The sequence below is a fragment of the Cupriavidus sp. C1SS-2L genome (genome assembly GCF_057073735.1).
Genome location: NZ_CP172709.1, coordinates 1165961 through 1181334, shown reverse-complemented (window position 1 = coordinate 1181334; position 15374 = coordinate 1165961). Strand labels below are relative to the sequence as shown.

Annotated in this window: 14 protein-coding genes; 4 read left to right on the top strand and 10 right to left on the bottom strand. The window is 61.7% G+C overall.

Annotation, left to right across the window (positions count from 1 at the left end; genetic code table 11):
- Positions 1-187: 187 nt before the first annotated feature.
- The 4 genes from ACIGJG_RS23070 to ACIGJG_RS23055 form a co-directional block, all read right to left on the bottom strand.
- Complete coding sequence (locus ACIGJG_RS23070) at positions 188-1171, bottom strand: FAD:protein FMN transferase (RefSeq protein ID WP_011301277.1); 984 nt, start codon at positions 1169-1171, stop codon at positions 188-190.
- Positions 1152-3362, bottom strand: a complete 2211-nt coding sequence (locus ACIGJG_RS23065) for a PepSY domain-containing protein (RefSeq protein ID WP_483673967.1) — start codon at positions 3360-3362, stop codon at positions 1152-1154. The genes ACIGJG_RS23070 and ACIGJG_RS23065 overlap by 20 nt, the downstream gene beginning before the upstream one ends.
- Before the next feature lie 25 nt (positions 3363-3387).
- Complete coding sequence (locus tag ACIGJG_RS23060) at positions 3388-3855, bottom strand: DUF2271 domain-containing protein (RefSeq protein ID WP_011301279.1); 468 nt, start codon at positions 3853-3855, stop codon at positions 3388-3390.
- 113 nt (positions 3856-3968) lie between these two features.
- On the bottom strand, positions 3969-4382 hold the full coding sequence (locus ACIGJG_RS23055; protein WP_483673966.1) for a PepSY domain-containing protein: 414 nt from the start codon (positions 4380-4382) through the stop codon (positions 3969-3971).
- Between the two features lie 143 nt (positions 4383-4525).
- Here ACIGJG_RS23055 and ACIGJG_RS23050 point away from each other — a divergent pair, with 143 nt between their 5' ends.
- Together ACIGJG_RS23050 and ACIGJG_RS23045 are read left to right on the top strand one after the other, a co-directional pair.
- Positions 4526-5185: a response regulator gene (locus ACIGJG_RS23050; RefSeq protein ID WP_483673965.1), complete on the top strand. Its 660-nt coding sequence runs from the start codon at positions 4526-4528 to the stop codon at positions 5183-5185.
- 2 nt (positions 5186-5187) lie between these two features.
- Complete coding sequence (locus tag ACIGJG_RS23045) at positions 5188-6543, top strand: sensor histidine kinase (RefSeq protein WP_011301282.1); 1356 nt, start codon at positions 5188-5190, stop codon at positions 6541-6543.
- A 321-nt stretch (positions 6544-6864) separates the two neighbouring features.
- Here ACIGJG_RS23045 and ACIGJG_RS23040 read toward each other — a convergent pair whose 3' ends face one another.
- The 5 genes from ACIGJG_RS23040 to ACIGJG_RS23020 all read right to left on the bottom strand — a co-directional run bounded on the left by ACIGJG_RS23040 (position 6865) and on the right by ACIGJG_RS23020 (position 12794).
- The gene (locus ACIGJG_RS23040; protein WP_011301283.1) at positions 6865-7776 is read right to left on the bottom strand and encodes a cation diffusion facilitator family transporter; all 912 of its coding nucleotides are present in this window, start codon (positions 7774-7776) and stop codon (positions 6865-6867) included.
- Between the two features lie 265 nt (positions 7777-8041).
- Complete coding sequence (locus ACIGJG_RS23035; RefSeq protein WP_166487104.1) at positions 8042-9184, bottom strand: efflux RND transporter periplasmic adaptor subunit; 1143 nt, start codon at positions 9182-9184, stop codon at positions 8042-8044.
- A 49-nt stretch (positions 9185-9233) separates the two neighbouring features.
- Entirely contained in the window at positions 9234-11600 is a 2367-nt protein-coding gene (locus ACIGJG_RS23030) for an ABC transporter permease (RefSeq protein ID WP_483673964.1), read from the bottom strand.
- Complete coding sequence (locus tag ACIGJG_RS23025) at positions 11594-12310, bottom strand: ABC transporter ATP-binding protein (RefSeq protein WP_483674035.1); 717 nt, start codon at positions 12308-12310, stop codon at positions 11594-11596. Before ACIGJG_RS23025 ends, ACIGJG_RS23030 begins: the two co-directional genes overlap by 7 nt.
- Before the next feature lie 43 nt (positions 12311-12353).
- Positions 12354-12794, bottom strand: coding sequence for a universal stress protein (locus ACIGJG_RS23020; RefSeq protein ID WP_041680300.1), 441 nt, complete (start codon positions 12792-12794; stop codon positions 12354-12356).
- A 493-nt stretch (positions 12795-13287) separates the two neighbouring features.
- On the opposite strand from ACIGJG_RS23020, the gene ACIGJG_RS23015 reads away from it, so the two are divergent.
- Complete coding sequence (locus tag ACIGJG_RS23015) at positions 13288-13473, top strand: hypothetical protein (RefSeq protein WP_483674062.1); 186 nt, start codon at positions 13288-13290, stop codon at positions 13471-13473.
- A gap of 335 nt (positions 13474-13808) precedes the next feature.
- Positions 13809-14030, top strand: coding sequence for a hypothetical protein (locus ACIGJG_RS23010; RefSeq protein ID WP_483674034.1), 222 nt, complete (start codon positions 13809-13811; stop codon positions 14028-14030).
- 62 nt (positions 14031-14092) lie between these two features.
- Here ACIGJG_RS23010 and ACIGJG_RS23005 read toward each other — a convergent pair whose 3' ends face one another.
- Positions 14093-14884: an MHYT domain-containing protein gene (locus ACIGJG_RS23005; protein WP_483674033.1), complete on the bottom strand. Its 792-nt coding sequence runs from the start codon at positions 14882-14884 to the stop codon at positions 14093-14095.
- Positions 14885-15374: the final 490 nt, after the last annotated feature.

Genomic DNA, 15374 nt, shown 5'->3' with positions numbered 1-15374 from the left:
CAAGAATGCCTTGCATGGCAGCGCCGGCGTCCGTGTTTCAGTTGAGCGACTCGGCGCCGCGTGGCGGTGAGCCGAGACGTCGAGCCAGGTCTGGATGATGTCCATAATCGGAATGCCGTCACGGAAGACAGCGCCGCGCTGAGTGCATGGCTAAAGCTCATACCGGTAGCAAGAATTGGCCAAGGTCCTATTGCACATTGGCAAAGCAGCCAGTCCCGATCGCACGCAGCGCATCGCCGTCGCGTACGATGAAGAGTGCGTCGAGGCGCCGGCAATGCGCATAGTCTCGCCCCGCCTGCAAGCCGAGCACCAGCAAGGCTGTTGCGTAGGCGTCCGCGTCCGCGCATGTCGGGGCAAGTACCGTCACGGACGCAACGGACCCGCACAGTGGCGCGCCAGTTCGGGGATCCATTGTGTGCGAGACGCGTGTACCATCGATGTCAGCCCAGTGGCGGTAGTCGCCGGACGTCGCGATGGCGGCGTTACTCAGTTCGATCACGGCCATTGCTGCGTGTCGGTCGTAATCCGGGGCCTCAAGCGCGATCGCCCACGGCGGCCCGTCCGGTTTGCTTCCGCGCGCGCGCATTTCACCGTCGATGCCGACAAGCCATGAGCCGATCCCGTGCTCGCTCAACACGCGCGCGAGTTCGTCGACGCCGAATCCCTTTGCAATGCCGCACAGATCAAGCGCAACGGGTTCCCGCTTGCGCACCCGGCACTGTTGCACGTCCACGTCGATCAGATCGCTCACAGGCGGGCACGGGCTTGCCCGCGACGTGCCCACTCCGCCCGGACGATGTGCACGCTGTTCCCCCGATGGCCCAAAGCCCCACATGCCGACCAGGTCACCGACGCCGATGTTGAAGGCATTGTGGGTGTCACGGCCGATCTCCAGCGCACGCACGAGCAAAGCCGCGAGATTGCCGGAGACCTGCACCCAGCAGTTCGGCTCGGCGCGATTCAGGCGAGACAGGTCGGAACTGTCCTTCCAGTTCGACATCTGCTCGTCAACCGCGCCTACGGCAGCAGCAAGCTCCGCAGCAAGTTCGCTTTCATCGGTCTCCGGGGACGCGTGGAACGTCGCAGAGTACCGCGTGCCCATCGTCGCGCCGGTCACCCGGAAGCGCTTGAGCTGCAGGTCAGGCGCCCCCTCAATAGACATCTTCGACATAACGTCCCTGTGCTCTCAGTTGTGCGACGGACAAGCCGGTACCCGTCAAAATGCGTTCCCACGCCTGTGCGACCCCCTCCGCCATCCTTCGGCCACCGCACACCATGATTTGCGCACCGTGAGTAAGCAAGGTGCGCAGGCTCACTGCATCGGCGACAAGGCGGTCCTGCACATAACTCCGACTACCGGAGCGTGAGAAGGCAGTCGTGAGTGCCTGCAGCCGCCGGTCGGCTACCAGGTCCCTGAGTTCGTCGCGGTACAGGAAACCATCGTCAGCATTGCGCGCACCAAAATACAGGTGCATCGGACGGCGGGCCGCGTTGTGCCGGATGAAGCCGATCAGCGGACCAATCCCGGTACCGGCCCCGATCAGGATTAAAGGAGCGTTTCCCGCGCCCGGCCGAAAGCTCGCGTGCGGCCGCATGAATGCCTTAATCGTGTCGCCTGGCTGCAGGCCTGTGAGATACCTGGAGCACACGCCGTTCGGATGACGCCGCACGCAGATCTCGGCCAGGCCGTCCGCTGTCGCGCTCGCGAGCGAGTAGTACCGGGGCGAGGTAGCACCCGGTGGCACGACGCCGAGCAGATCCCCCGTCCCGAACCGGGGCAGCCGCGGCCGTAGCAGGGTGGCCCAGGATCTTGCCCCCTCGGCAGGCATGAAGCGCAACACCGAAGTCATGTCCTCCGGATCCCCACCATAGTCGTCACGTGAGACGAGCTTGAGCGGTATCGTGGGCGGCAGCAATGGCGTATAGCGGATATCGAGCGATACGCCGAGCCTTTCGGCGAGCCCCGTACACCACTGCCGGAATTCGGGTTCGGACTGACGGTCAACCATGCCCGGATCGGTCAGTGCTTCCAGCCCCCTGGCGGTCAGTGCGTCATGAACCGTTCGCGCATAGCCGCAAAAATGAGGAAACTGGCGGTCGCCGAAGCCCAAGACCCCGAACGCTACCCCGCCGGGGATCGTCAGGCGCTCGAGCTTCGGCAGGAATCGCACAGCGCTCTCCGGTGCATCGCCGTCACCGTAGGTCGCAGTCAGGACCAGCAGATACCGCAGGCTGCGGTAGCCGGCTGCAAAATCGTTCATCGGCGCTACATGCACGCGAAGGCCAGCCCGGGTCAGCGCTGCATGCAGCGCCGAAGCAAAGCCCCACGTGCTATTGCCCTCGGTGCCCACCAGCAACACGGTATCCGCGTCGCGTGCCGGCACGTTCCCAGCGAGCTTCGGCATGGCCCGTCGACGACGCAGCCACAGCAGCAGACCGGTTGCGGCCAGCAACGGCACCGACGCCGACGATGCGCCGAGGATCAGCCCGAGCCACCATAGCCCTTCGCCCGTGTGCAGCATGCGGACAACACCATGCGCACGTTGCCAGGCGTCGGCCGGCTGAAAGGCAAGCCATCTGCCTGACGATGGATCGACATAACCGATGCCATCCGTCGTATTCACCTCGATGAGGCTGGTTGGGTCGGCCGCGTTGGCAAACGTCAGCTGGCGCAGACTGGAGACATCTATTGCCAGTGCGGGCATCTGCCGCAACGGCATCGGGGGTGTGGTGATTGCCGGAACGCTGAGGACGGGTTCCTGCGCGCCGCCTTCGGGAATCACGCCGAACGTCGTCAACGACATGAAGACCCCGGTTATCGCCGACAGCGTGAGGCCGGCAAGCGCAGCGCGCGCAGTTTCGTTATGCAACCGCTGCAACCCGTCACCCCGGATCGGGGCCAAAATACGCGACCACCCGCCCATCCGGCGTGCGAGCAATACAAGCCCGGACAACGCTGCGAACAGCATGAGGGCAGCAGTCGCACCGGTTGCGATCCGGCCAGCGTCGCCAAGAAAGAGCTTGCGGTGCAGGTTCTTCAGCCAACGCTCGACAGCCGAGGGGCGATAGTCGCCGATAGCCTTGCCAGTAGCGGGATCGATGATCGATGCACGCTGTTGGCCCCCGGCCTGGTAGTGCGCGATGATCACCCCTGACGGCCGACGTGTGAGAGTTTCGATGTCGGGCGTCGCGGCGCTCACGCGGCTGGCTAGCGTTGCAACGCTAAGAGGAGCGAGGCTCGGGCGAACGGCACTTGCCTGCTCAAGTGCCGGATTCACCGAAAGCGCGGCGCCTGCCAAGGCGACGATCGTCATCAGCAATGCAGCAATGAGACCGGGGATTGAATGGAGCTTGCGTAACATCGGTCACCTTCTCGCCTGCCCCTGGTTACAGTGAATAGCGGAACGACTTCACATTGCCACTCCCCTTGAATGTCTTGTTCGCGCCCGAGGAGGTCAGCGGCACGACGACCTCGGACGGGTACTCCTTCATGTCCTCGACCGCCGTGTCGATGTGGACCTCATATCCGGCATCGATCAGCGCGTCGGACAGATCCAGAGTCGCTCGCAGCGTCTTGCCGGCGCCGACGCTGGCGCCGGTGATGCCGTCCACCTTTGCGGTGCCGCCCGTGGCGCGATACCAGTCGCGCAGGTGCCGGTAGTACTTGGCTTTTTGCCCTGCCACCCACAGCGTGCCCTGATACCGTCCGGCGCGATCGGTGACATACATGGCAACGTACGCGCCATCTCCCCCATAGCTCGACAGTTGCGTTTCGAACAAGACCTGGCGCGCGGATGCCAGTGAAGGCGCGGCAAGCGCGCCGGCAAGCACGGCGATCGGGAAGGCGTGTTTCATCTGGATTCTCCTGATTTGGACAAAAGGGGGGGCATCGCACTCATCGCATTGGCCTGCCGCTGCTTCAGCAGGGACAATGCCGATGAGGTACGCGGTGCGTCGGCAATAGGGAGTCAGCGGATCTGGACCTGGGGCTTCGTGCCTGGCTTCATTAAGCCTTCGGGGGGTGCGTCAGCCGGTGGCTTGCCAGCATTCGCGTCCGGCCGTTGTCCGCGTGCCCCGCCGTGGTCGGCGTCTTCAAGCTTCATACGGACGACGTCAAGGGTGACCGGATCAAGTTTTGCCTTGAAACGGCGGCCTTCGGCATCATGCCCCTTGACCTCATAGCAACCGTCGTCAATCCTGAGCCTGTCGATCTGCCAGCCTTTTTGCCGCGCCACCGTCCGGACCGCGTCTCGCGGCTTCCAGGCATTCACAGGCGCCTCGCAATCGTCGTTGTCGTGCGCCAGTGCGGGATGGATGCCGGCAGCGCCGACAAGTGCGACCATCGTGAGCGCCAAGCCTCTGGCTATTCGCAGGTGTTTCATGACTAACATCTCCCGTTCGCATCCCTGGACTCCACAATGCACCTGAAACCTGAAGCCAAGCTTGCGGACACAAGAAATTTTCTTCATGTTGGTGACAGGTTCGCGTGCCAAAGTCACGCGACACACCTATCAAGGAGCTCTTAATGAGAGTCCTTCTCATCGAAGATGAACCTTGGCTCGGGGAGGCTGTCCGCGACCAGATCGAGAAAGACGGACATCCGACCGACTTCGTGGCCAGCATCGCCGATGCGCGCCGACACCTTGCGGCCGCTAACTACGACCTGATCCTGCTCGATCTGCTGCTTCCCGACGGTAGGGGGCTCGATTTCCTGCGAGAGATTCGCTCGGGTGGTTCGACCGTGCCGGTCATCATCTTGACTGCGCTCGATCAGGTATCGAACCGCATCGCTGGCCTGAACGCCGGCGCGGATGACTATCTCGTTAAGCCGTTCGACCTGTCGGAGCTCTCCGCACGGGTGAGCGCGGTGTCACGCCGATATTCGGGCAATCCCAATCCCCTGGTCACACTCGGCGAACTGCATATCGATACGGCGGGGCGCAGCGTGATGCGCGGGGACGCGCACGTTGACCTGACGGCCAGTGAATGGGCACTTCTCGAAGCCCTGATTCAGCGTCCGGGGATAATCGTGTCAAGGAGCCGGCTGGAGGATCGCCTTTATTCCTTCAACGAGGAGATTGGCAGCAACACCATCGAGGTACACATGAGCCGGCTACGCAAGAAGCTTGGTGCCGATGTCATCGAGACATTGCGTGGGCTCGGCTATCGGCTCAAGCGGGACTGACCATGCTGCGCAGCCTGCAAGGTCGACTCGCGGCAGCGCTGGTTGCAGGGCTCGCCGTGCTGTCGCTGGCCGCGACGGCGGCTTCTTTCTACGTACTGCGTCGCGAGGTCGATCGGATGTCGGACAGTGCGTTGCAGGAGACCGCGCAGCGCCTGTTGCCGCTCGCCATCATGGACATCGTCGGGCGGGATGCGGATGATGATGAGGATAGCAGCCGCCGTATCGCAGCCGTTCGCCCGCACGACGAATTGCTGACCTACGCGGTCCGCGACGACAAGGGCAGACTGCTGCTGCGATCGCACGACGCCACTTTGGCCATCTTCCCGCCTGGCCTGAAGGCCGGCTTCACTTCTACGCCGTCGCACCGCATTTACGCCGAGCCGGGCTTACAGGGCACGGTCTCTCTGATGATCGCCGAACCGCTCGCCACGCGCCGGCATGCCGTGATGGAAGCCGCGCTCGCGGTCGCCAAGGTCCTCATCCTGTTTCTACCGGTGGGCCTGTGTGGAATCTGGCTGATTGTCCGGACCGGGCTGCGGCCAATCCGACGCTTCTGCGGCAGCATTGCCGCGCGCGGTCAGAACGATCTGACGCCGCTCGCAAAGAAGGAGTTACCGACGGAAATCGCGCCGATTGCCGACGCAGTCAATGACCTTATGGCCCGGCTGGATCGCGCGCTGGCCGCCGAGCGCAGCTTCACCGCCAACAGCGCACACGAGTTGCGCACGCCGATTGCCGCGGCCCTCGCACAGACGCAACGTCTCATGGACGAAATGCCTTCCGCCGCCATGCGGGAGCGCGTGCAGAACGTCGAACGGTCCTTGCACACCCTGTCGCGGGTCAGCGAAAGGCTGATGCAACTCGCGAAGGCGGAAAATGGACGCGTGCTCGGCGATGCGCCGCAGGATCTCCGGCCGGTGCTTGAACTTGTCATCGAGGATTTCCGACGCGTGGCCTCTGCGAACCCGATCCAGCTTGACCTGCCCGACCAGCCTGTTCCGTCGTGGATCGATCAGGACGCATTTGCCATCGTCGTGCGCAATCTGGTCGAGAATGCACAGAAGCACGGCTCACATGGGCAACCTGTGGAGATTTCGCTATTGGCCACCGGTTCGCTCACAGTGAGGAATCACGGACCGGTGCTGCCGCACGATGAACTTAAACGTCTGACAAAGCCGTTCGAGCGCGGAGCGACCGCAGCCAAGGGCAGCGGACTTGGCCTTGCTATCGTCGAAGCGATTGTACGCGGCGCGGGTTCTTCCCTTGAACTACGCTCCCCGGCTCCGGGCTGGCAAGACGGCCTGCAAGTCAGCATCGACGATTTGCTTGGTGCGCCAGCGATGCAGAAGCGCGCATGAACCGCCTGGCGACATAGCCGTAGCACCGCCCCCCTGGCTCGACCGGCAGGTTACCCGTATCGGACAGGGAGAACGAAATAAAGACCGAAATAGGCCCCATCAAGATCCCTGTCCAGATAGTGCGAGCCCGCCTGAGCCAGATGCGTCCATACAAAATAGCTGATGAGGCGTCCCGTGACATTACCATCCGTGTCGGCGGGGCAAAGGCTGGCATCAGCGTCAGCACTAAAGAGAAAATGCACCTGATTATCTCTGTGAGAAAAAATCGCAATTCCTCATACCAGTTCCGCCAAGTGCATTTGGTCGGTTGACCACAAGATTTCATGCCACGTCGACCGGATCAACGTGCGTCATGACGTTGAGGACATCTTTGCGGCTCATCACTCGCCGTCTCGCCTCAAGCGCAATGTCATGCCCCTGTCTCACGCTCGCCGCTGCATTGATGTCAAGGTGGACGTCCACGAGAATCATGTCACCCATCTTCCGGGTCCGCACATCGTGCGCACCGAGCACGCCTGGCGTTTCCAGCATGGCATTTCGAATCGCCGTTACCGTCTCCGCGTCGATCGCACGATCCATCAGGTCCCGCAAGGCACTCCGGGAAAACTGCCAGCCCATTCTTGTCACCATCAGGCCAACCACGAGTGCCGCGATCGGATCCAGCAGGTGGTAACCCAGGGTATTGCCCAGGATCCCCAGCGCCACCACCAGCGAAGATGCTGCATCCGACCGAGCGTGCCAGGCATTTGCAACCAGCATGCTCGAACGGACTCGTTCGGCGATCGCGAGCATATAGCGAAACAACAATTCCTTGGTTGCCAGCGCACCCAGGGCGACCCAAAGCCCGACTATTCGTACTGGCTGGATTGAATCCGGATGTTCAAGCTTGAGTACGGCGTTTGACAGCATGCCGACGCCGACAACTAGCAAGAGAAGTCCAAGTATCAGCGAGGCAGCAGTCTCGAAACGCTGGTGCCCATAATGATAGGAGTCGCTTGGCGCTTTCTTGCTATGGTGGCTGGCATACAGGACAACGAAATCCGAAACCAGATCCGAAAGGGAGTGAATGGCGTCGGCCACCAGTGCCTGGGAGCCAGCAAAGATTCCGGCGGCAACCTGGGCGAGTGTCAGGCCGACATTGACCGCGACGCTCACGAGCGTGCTTCGTCTTGCCGCAGCCTGACTCCCTGGCATTTCGTCCGCGTCAGGACTCAATCCATCTTGCTTTTGCATTGACAGTGCCTTGTGATTCGACGACAAGCCAAATATTAGCGCCTGCGCGACACCTTGACCAAGCTGGGCCGGCGGCGGCAACCTTGGGAGACCACCAGCCTTCATTCGCAGACGGCGCCAGAGTAACCGCACCGGGAAGCTGCACCTCCGGCACCGTACAAAAGCGCAATCCGCGGCAACGGCGCGGCCGTTGCGAACATCGGCGACATGGCATGTAACCTAGGGGCGCAGTCGATTCGGGGTGCATTTCGACTGACACAATGGACTAGGGGTCGGTACGCAGCTTTACCCGCTGGCCATCCTGAAGGCTGCTTTGCGGATATCGAACTACTTGTACGCCGCCGGTCAAGGGAGAAAGCAGTTCCACCTCATCCGAATTCCGGTGACCAATCCTGACCTCCGTCCTGCGCACCCGGTCGCCCTCAAGCCGAAACACACACCATTGGGCACCGCCGCAACGGTACAGCGAACTCGCGGGCAACTTTGTCGCGTGATCGGTCTGCCACAGCACAACGCTCGCTATGACGCGAAATCCGTCGCCCAGCCCAGAGGGTGGATCAATAACGTCGATAATCACCCGGGTCCGCTTTTCTTCTATGCCCAGTGCGGATACCTTGGTGAACGCATGGGGCTCCACGAGCCGAACCTTGCCTTGTACCGCTTGCTCGCCGCCCCATCCTTCCAGGCGCGCCGGCATCTGCGGCCGCACCTTGACTGCTTCCGTTGACAGTAGTTCGACCACGATCTCCAAGTCGTGTGGATTGCCGATCGTCAGCAAGGGCTCGCCCGCAGCGACAACCCGCTCGCTGCGCTCCGGAATGGATAATACGGCTCCGGTGAACGGTGCATGAACCGACACGACCGGCCAGCGCCCCCGTTTGTGCTCCTCGATGGCCAGCAGGCCGGCTTCTGCCACGCGGACCTCCTGCAAGGCGGTGCTGGCGCGGGCGCGCGCCGCGGCGAGATCATTGCCGGCGGTAATGGTGGCGTTGGCGGCCTGCTCCCCTGCCTGGGGAGACAGGAAGCGCTCCCGCACCAGCCTCTCGACACGCTGCAGTTCGCGCTGCGCCTGAGCGTGGTCTTCGGCGGCATGCCGGACGCGCTCTTGCGCCTCACGGTATGCCGCACGCGCCGCAGCCACCCGTGCTTGGGCTTCTTCGCGTTCCTGGGCGGTGAGCGGCAGGGGCGCGAGTTCTGCCACCACTTCCCCTTCATGCACCCAGTCGCCCTCCCGCAAGCTGATCCGCATTAGCCTTCCTGCGACAGGTGCGGCAACAACGTAGCGTTCCCTGCTGCGGGTCTCTCCCTCCTCGGTTGTGATGACTGCCATCGCACCAACAGACGGCTTGACCACCTCCACTTCCACCGGCTCTGGCATCAGCAGATAGCCAAGGCCTGCCGCAATCATGGCAGCACCCGCCATCAGGAACGTCTTGACTCTTGACCACCGCATCGCCTTACTCTCTGGTTTTCAGCACTGCGATCAGGTCCAGCCGTCGCAGCCGCTGCTGGACAAGCAGTGCCGCCACGGCCGCGGCGCCGATGGCCGGCAGCAATGCCTGGGCCAGTGTTTGCCTGCTCAGGTGGAGCGGGATGCGGAAGGCTTCGCGGTCGAACATGGGGACGAGCAAGGCGCACAAGCCATAGCCCAACGCAATGCCGACCGGCAAGGACAAGACCGTCAGAAAGAGCTGCTCGCCGAGCAGAATCCCCGCAACCTCTTGCTGGGAAAATCCGAGTACCCGCAGACTTGCCAGTTCATTCCCGCGCTCGGACAGCGCAATGCGAAAGTTGTTGTAGACGACCCCAGCCACGATCACCGTGGCGAACGCCGCCAGCACCAGACTGAAGACGACGAACGTCCGATCAAGCGTTCTGCGGATGCTGGCGATTACAGCGGAGCGTATGATCACGGAACTCACGACCGGCAGGCCCTTGAGCCTTTGGTACAGCAATTGTGCCTTGTCGGCGTCGACACGGAGGTACGCCCCACTGATTGCCGGCGCTTCGCCCAGCAAGCGGGACGATGCCTTGTGGTCCATGTAGGCAGCGGCGCCCAGCAGGTCATCGACGACATCCGCTACCCGCATGACCAGACTGTTGCGGCGGCCCTCGAGCACTTCAACTTCAACACGCTCGCCCACCGATAAGCCCAGCTCCGCTGCCAGTCTTGCCGAGAGTACAAGCCCGTCCGAAGCAACTGGATGACGTCCGGAGGTGTAGCCCGCAATCTCATGTAACTCGCCCCTGGCTTCCAGACCTGTGATCTCGGTGCGTTTGGAGCGATTAGCGTGGCGCAACCATACCGGCACAACCCGAAATGGCTCGACTCGCAGGACGCCCGGCATCTGGGCCAAGTCATGGACGACCCGCAGGGGGCGCGGCTCGTTGAAGATCAACGTCACGTCTTCATGCTGAACGCGGCCGAACTGGAGGTTGAGAATGGTGTTGACGCCGTCGAGTCCGAACCGTCCGACGATGGTCAACCCCACGGCCAGCGCGATGGCGGTAATGGACATCAAGGCCTTGCCCGGCCTACGAGCCAGATTGCGCAAAATTAGCCGCAGGGGAATGGGCAGCACCGCCAGGAGGCCTGCACGGTCGAGAAAGCTCGCCCGGAAGCCGAGCGGTAACTCAGGGCGCATCGCTTCAACTGGCGACAAGCGCCCTGCGCGCAGGGCGGCCGATGCACTGCCCACGGAGGCCGCACACACACTCGCCATGACAGCGCCGACCACGATCCCGGGGGAGACCTCGGCGTTCAGCGCGGGGAAGTGGAAATACTGGCGGTATAGGTCGACCAGCAGTTTCTCCAGATACAGCCCGCCAGGCACGCCGAGCAGCACCCCAAGCAATACCGTCGCCAGGCCAAAATACACATACTGGAGAGCCACGGTCCCGGTGCTGTAGCCAAACGCCTTCAGCAAACCAACCTCTGCCCGCTGCAAGGTCACGAGGCGACTCAGCAACGTATACAGCAGGAAAGCCGCCACCGCCAGGAATAGGGCTGGGACGTAGTTGGCGATCACGCGGATCTCGTCGAGTTCATCGCTAAGAAATCGATTCGACTGTTGCAGCGTTCGTTCATACGCTCCGAGGCAGCCGTAACGGAGAAGTATCCGGTCCAGCCTTGTGACGACCTCCTGGGGGCGGGCCTCGGCGTCAAGCAGGATGGCCAGATCATTGAAGCCCCCCTCCATATCGAAGGCGGATTCCATTTCGGCGTGCCCCATCCACATGACGCCGAACCGGCGATTGTCCGGAAACACCATGCCCTGCCCTACCTCATAAACGTACTCGGGTGACATTCCGAGGCCAGTGATCGTCAACCGGCGGGCATGACCATTGAGTATGGCTGTCACGTGCCCCCCGACATCCAGTCCATTGGCATCTGCGAAGGCGACACTAAGGACGACTTCGTCGTCACGGGATGAGTCTGGAAGTCGGCCTCGTGAAACCCATAGCCCATTGATGCCGACCTTGCCAGCGGCTGGCAGGGAGATGAGGCGAAGCGTGGCCGGCTCACGGGTGCCCGGTACATCCGCAGTAACGTCATGGACGATGCGCATGAGGACTTCCCGCACGCCCGGGATAGCGCGAATGGGTCTTTCGAGGGAAACCGGCGCACGTTTCACATTGGCAAACACGTCGGCAAAGCGCTGCATCTCGTAGTAACGGTCTTTGGAAGATGCAAGAGAGCGCCATGCCCCATTCATCGCGACCAGCACGGCTATGCCGCATGCGACGACCAGCGCCGCGGCAGTAACCTGGGCGCGAAGCCGCCACAACTCACGCGATAGCATGGTTAAGCGCGCGGCTACCATCGCAGCTCCGATGGAGTTGCTCGCGTCGCGTGCTGCTCAATTTCTGTGATGCGACCACTGCTGATGTGTAGCACGCGGTCAGCCATTGCAGCTATGGCTGTGTTATGCGTGATAACGGCAGTGATTGCACCCTGCTCCGTATTCACGCGCTGAAGAACCTCAAGTACAAGCCTCCCCGTGCTGTAGTCCAGCGCTCCGGTTGGCTCGTCACAAAGAAGAATGTCCGGCTGCTTGACGACGGCACGGGCAATGGCGATGCGCTGCTGTTCTCCGCCGGAGAGTTGCGCTGGAAAGTGGTCCTTGCGCGCCGATAGCCCTACCAACTCAAGGGCATCGAGCGGATTCATGGGGTGCTCGGCGATATCGGCCACCAGTGCGACGTTTTCCAGGGCCGTCAAGCTCGGGATCAGATTGTAGAACTGAAATACAAAACCAACGTGCTCGCGGCGGTAGACGGTAAGACCGGCCTCATTGGCGTTTGCCAGGTCATGGTCCCGGTATTGGATGGTCCCGGACGTCGGGCGGTCCAGTCCGCCCAGTATATGCAGCAACGTCGATTTTCCGCTTCCCGATGCTCCCAATAGGACGACAAACTCCCGGTCATAAAGGTCGAGGTCCACACCGTTCAGCGCGTGGACGATCACCTCGCCGGTTCGATACGTCTTATAGACGCCGCGCACGCGAAAGAGCGGGCTGCGATCGTTGGACATAGCAGAACTGACCTCATTACCGGAGGTCATGCATTCCCAGTCTTTAGCTACTGGTAGTGCCAGCCTTCACCAAAATGACGGGGCACGGGGCGTGAGCAATGACGCGGCCCGCTACGGAACCAACAATTGCATCCAGGAATGCGCCACGGCCGTGAGTGCCCATCACAATCGCTGCTGCATTGACCGAACGTGCTAACGCGACAATGCGCTCTGGTGCAAAACCCGTCAGCGCGTGCTGTTCGAACGGAACACCCGCTGCGCTCAGGATCTCAGCGGCAGACCGCAACGTCCGGCCACTCTCGTCCGAGTGCCATGCTGCAAGGTCAGCGGCGCTGATGTAGGACTTCACCTCCCCCGACACGTCGGGCATGCAGTGGACGAGGTGTACGAGCAATGGCCCCTTCAGTAATTTCCCGGCAGCCAAACATTGCGCCGCTGCATCGCTGTACGTTGACCCATCGGCCGCAAGTACAATGGATTGCATCACATACTCCTTGGATGACGAAGACCGCGACGATCAAATGTTGCGCCGCACAGCATTGCGAAAAGCGACGGATTACAAGCCTCGGCGGTTACCTTCTACCGCACTGCCCATGTTAATAAGGTAGGTGATGAAGCATTCACGGATTTGGGCTGGATCAAGGATTAAGCTGCATGCGTTGTAGAACGGCCGACCTTGCCTCGTCGGACGGTCGACGGGATGCTCACATTCCAGCGCGCACCTTAAAGCACTTTAGAGATTGCGACTTAGTCCGACTGCTATTCCGACGCCAACTGCTCCGATTAGGGCAAGCATTCCGAATCCCACAACCGATATCAGACGCCACCCCCTGATCACGCAAGCGCAGTAGTCGCCCCGGGAGGCCACGCGTGCGATACTTGAATGAAGATTGGGGCGTTGATGCGGGCGTTCGAGCAGGAGGATCCCACGAGAATAGTCTGAGGATCCGTCACCGTCTTCGGACAGTAGAGCATCGGTGCTACAAGAAGCAGCAGAAGGAAAGCGGGATTTTATTCAGGCTGACCGCGGCGCTGTACGCCAGCAAGGCCGGAGCAATTTCCCCGACTATCCGGTGCCGAAGATGGCGAAGTCACCCGTGATCGAAACCCATCTCGTGCCCAGCACGGTCGAGCCCGGCAGCGTCGGCGAAATGATGGTGTAACGGGCTTCTCTCCTGGCACGTCAGCCGCCAGCGAACCGGCCGCTGCCGCGGACTCAGCGCACCATCGCTACAACCCCATTGCCCGGCTAAAGAACGCTTTCACATCGGCCTCTGACTTCTTCCCCTGCTCGGGACTGGCACCGGCTGAGACGCCTCGGCTAATGCAGCGCTTGTACTCGGCATCCATCGCTTGGACGCTGGGGTTATTTCTCGCCGCCCGGCAGACGGTAATACCTGTCGTGCCGCGGATCACGGACGATCTACAGCAATATCCGCAAGGCGGTTCACTTCTTGGTATCGACCAACCTGAGTGAGATCGCCTCACTGATGAGGCCCTGCAGGAAGTGTGTACGATGCCGGACCACCCTTGGCGTCAACGATTCACCGAGATGGCGAACGCATGGATCGGTAATCTCGCCGACTCGCCTGCGTTGCACAAGCAATGGGTCGCCTTGCGCGAGGATCTCCTCGCGCATCCTGCATTCAACCGCGCGTTACGCACCCTGGTCGACGAGCTGTTCGCAACAACTAAGACGGACGCCTTTGATGTGGGGTGACGACGCGACGCCTTTCCCTCGCAGTGCTGCGAGGGCTTGTGCTTGCAAAGAACGAACTCTTGTTATCGAGGTCGCGAACCGGAAGTCGACGTCGCGGCCGCATCGATGCCAGCTCGGGTCGCTTCGATCAGGAGGATGATCAGTAGCGTGACCATGGTCAGCACGAAAACCGCATAGCCGATGCTGCCGCCTTCGATGGCGAACAGGCTCGGTGAGTAGCTTGGGCTGGTGCAGATCATGGTACCGGCAGCCATGCCCGTGTAATGCATGCCGCAAACCGCAAGACCCATGGCCATGGCCGCTGCGAACTGCTTACCGGCGGTTTTGACGGTCGTGGCTAGCCATAGTGCTATGACCGATACCACCACGGCGATCAGCAGCGACAACGCAATGATGCCAATATCCCAATCGTAGCGCGAGTTGGAGTGAATCGCGGCCATGCCGGTGTAGTGCATGGCCACCACGCCGAGCCCTGTCAGCACGCCTCCTTTGACAATATTGTCCGTACGCCCCCCGAAAGGCCGTGAGGCGATAACCAGCCCCGCCCCCACGAGCACGAGCACCGCCAGCAGCGAAGCGATGGTCAGCAGCATGTCGAATTCGCGACGGGTCGGCGTCTGGTAGGCAACCATGCCGATAAAGTGCATGGACCAGACCGCACCGCCTCCCAACGCCACGCACGCGCAAAGCAGGCGGTCGACATCAAGCCGACCGTCGCCCTTGCGAATGCGCTGCGGCCAGCGCAGACCCACATAGGCGCCACATACGGAGACTAGGAACGACAGACCGATCATCGACCAGTCATAAGCGTACGGCACGATTGCGCCGGGAACTGCCTGGAAGCCGACAAACATCATTCACCCCCCGTTGAAAAATACGACTGTTGGAGCCATTCCGGGATAGCCCCTATTGCCATGCTTGACTTCGAGATACAGCGAATTTCTTGTCAGTGTCTGATACGGTCTTTGCGTTTTCAGGCCCGCCGAAGCTCGTACCGGCAGCCTGCCATGCCCTCGGTCAGTATGCTGCGGAGCGCGCGGCATAGAAATACCTCGTTTCGGTTAAACGCAGCGTTGCGGACCCGTAGGGCACCGCGGCCATGCTCGGACCCAAAACCAATGAACTTGGGCGGGCGAATCCAGCGCCAACCTGTCGTGCTCTCACCAGGCTACTACGAAGACTGGCGCGCTCGCGCGTGGCGCGAACATGAATGGCGGGAGCATCAAGAACATGAATGGCGCGAGCGCCAGGAGCACGCATGGCAAGCGCAGCGCCGCGAATGGCACCACTGGCGCGACGACTGACCGTACGCCCTCCCCTCTAGCCCGTTCGCGGCGGCGCTTT

Coding starts and splice junctions, on each gene's coding strand:
- ACIGJG_RS23030 (WP_483673964.1), bottom strand. CDS start 11,600: ATGGTAGCCGCGCGCTTAACCATGCTATCGCGTGAGTTGTGGCGGCTT.
- ACIGJG_RS23005 (WP_483674033.1), bottom strand. CDS start 14,884: ATGTTTGTCGGCTTCCAGGCAGTTCCCGGCGCAATCGTGCCGTACGCT.
- ACIGJG_RS23035 (WP_166487104.1), bottom strand. CDS start 9,184: ATGATTGCGGCAGGCCTTGGCTATCTGCTGATGCCAGAGCCGGTGGAA.
- ACIGJG_RS23045 (WP_011301282.1), top strand. CDS start 5,188: ATGCTGCGCAGCCTGCAAGGTCGACTCGCGGCAGCGCTGGTTGCAGGG.
- ACIGJG_RS23065 (WP_483673967.1), bottom strand. CDS start 3,362: ATGTTACGCAAGCTCCATTCAATCCCCGGTCTCATTGCTGCATTGCTG.
- ACIGJG_RS23070 (WP_011301277.1), bottom strand. CDS start 1,171: ATGTCGAAGATGTCTATTGAGGGGGCGCCTGACCTGCAGCTCAAGCGC.
- ACIGJG_RS23050 (WP_483673965.1), top strand. CDS start 4,526: ATGAGAGTCCTTCTCATCGAAGATGAACCTTGGCTCGGGGAGGCTGTC.
- ACIGJG_RS23060 (WP_011301279.1), bottom strand. CDS start 3,855: ATGAAACACGCCTTCCCGATCGCCGTGCTTGCCGGCGCGCTTGCCGCG.
- ACIGJG_RS23055 (WP_483673966.1), bottom strand. CDS start 4,382: ATGAAACACCTGCGAATAGCCAGAGGCTTGGCGCTCACGATGGTCGCA.
- ACIGJG_RS23025 (WP_483674035.1), bottom strand. CDS start 12,310: ATGTCCAACGATCGCAGCCCGCTCTTTCGCGTGCGCGGCGTCTATAAG.
- ACIGJG_RS23040 (WP_011301283.1), bottom strand. CDS start 7,776: ATGCAAAAGCAAGATGGATTGAGTCCTGACGCGGACGAAATGCCAGGG.
- ACIGJG_RS23020 (WP_041680300.1), bottom strand. CDS start 12,794: ATGCAATCCATTGTACTTGCGGCCGATGGGTCAACGTACAGCGATGCA.